The organism is Streptomyces sp. YS-3 (assembly GCF_045257485.1).
Taxonomy (GTDB): Bacteria; Actinomycetota; Actinomycetes; order Streptomycetales; family Streptomycetaceae; genus Streptomyces.
In genome coordinates this window covers 1-780 of sequence record NZ_JBJHPC010001137.1, presented here as the reverse complement: position 1 = coordinate 780, position 780 = coordinate 1, and the positions used below count along the sequence as shown (strand labels likewise).

1 protein-coding gene is annotated in these 780 nt (G+C 78.5%); it reads left to right on the top strand.

Translation table 11 applies throughout. The features are described from left to right. Nucleotides 1-173 precede the first annotated feature (173 nt). A complete protein-coding gene (locus ACJA3G_RS37960) occupies nt 174-746 on the top strand; it encodes a histidine phosphatase family protein (protein WP_406557540.1) in 573 nt (190 codons plus the stop codon). Nucleotides 747-780: the final 34 nt, after the last annotated feature.

Below are 780 nucleotides of genomic sequence, written 5' to 3'. Positions count from 1 at the left end.
GGCCGCCCCTACTTCAGCGCCGAGCCCCCCGCGGCCCACCTCCGGCTGTGCTTCGCGGGCGTGGCGGGCCGGGCCGAGATCGAGGAGGGGGTACGGCGGCTGCGTACCGCCTACGACGAGGTCGGCGCCGCGACCCCTTGACCGACCGCGCGTCCGGTCGCACGATCACGGCCATGACTGTCCGGCTCACGCTGGTCGCGGCGGCGCGCTGCTCGGCGCTGCCGGTCGAACGCTTCGCCGACGACCGCCCGCTCGACCCGGCGGCCCGGCGCGAGGTCGCGCTCGCCGCCTCCCTGGTGCCGCTGGGCGTGGCCGAGCTGCGCTACTGCTCGCCGACCGCGCGCAGCCGGGCCACCGGCGAGGCCCTGGGGTACGCGCCGATGGTGCAGCCCGCGCTGCGCGACTGCGACATGGGCCGCTGGCGCGGCTCCACCCTGGCCGAGGTCGCGGCCCGGGAGCCCGAGGCCGTCGACGCCTGGCTCGCGGACCCGCGCGCGGCCCCGCACGGCGGCGAGCCGCTGCTCGGGTTCATCGCCCGGATAGGGGGCTGGCTGGACACCAGGCCCGCCGAGGACGGCGCGATGGTCGCGGTGGCCGAACCCGCGGTCGTCCGGGCGGCGCTGGTGTACACCCTGAACGCGCCCCCGTCGGCGTACTGGAACGTCGACGTGCGCCCGCTGTCCACGGTGACCCTGACCGGCGGGGCCCACCGCTGGCACCTGAGCCTGCTGAGCCTGGCGGGGTAGCCGCAGGGGCGGGCCCGGGTGCGTCGCCCCGCCC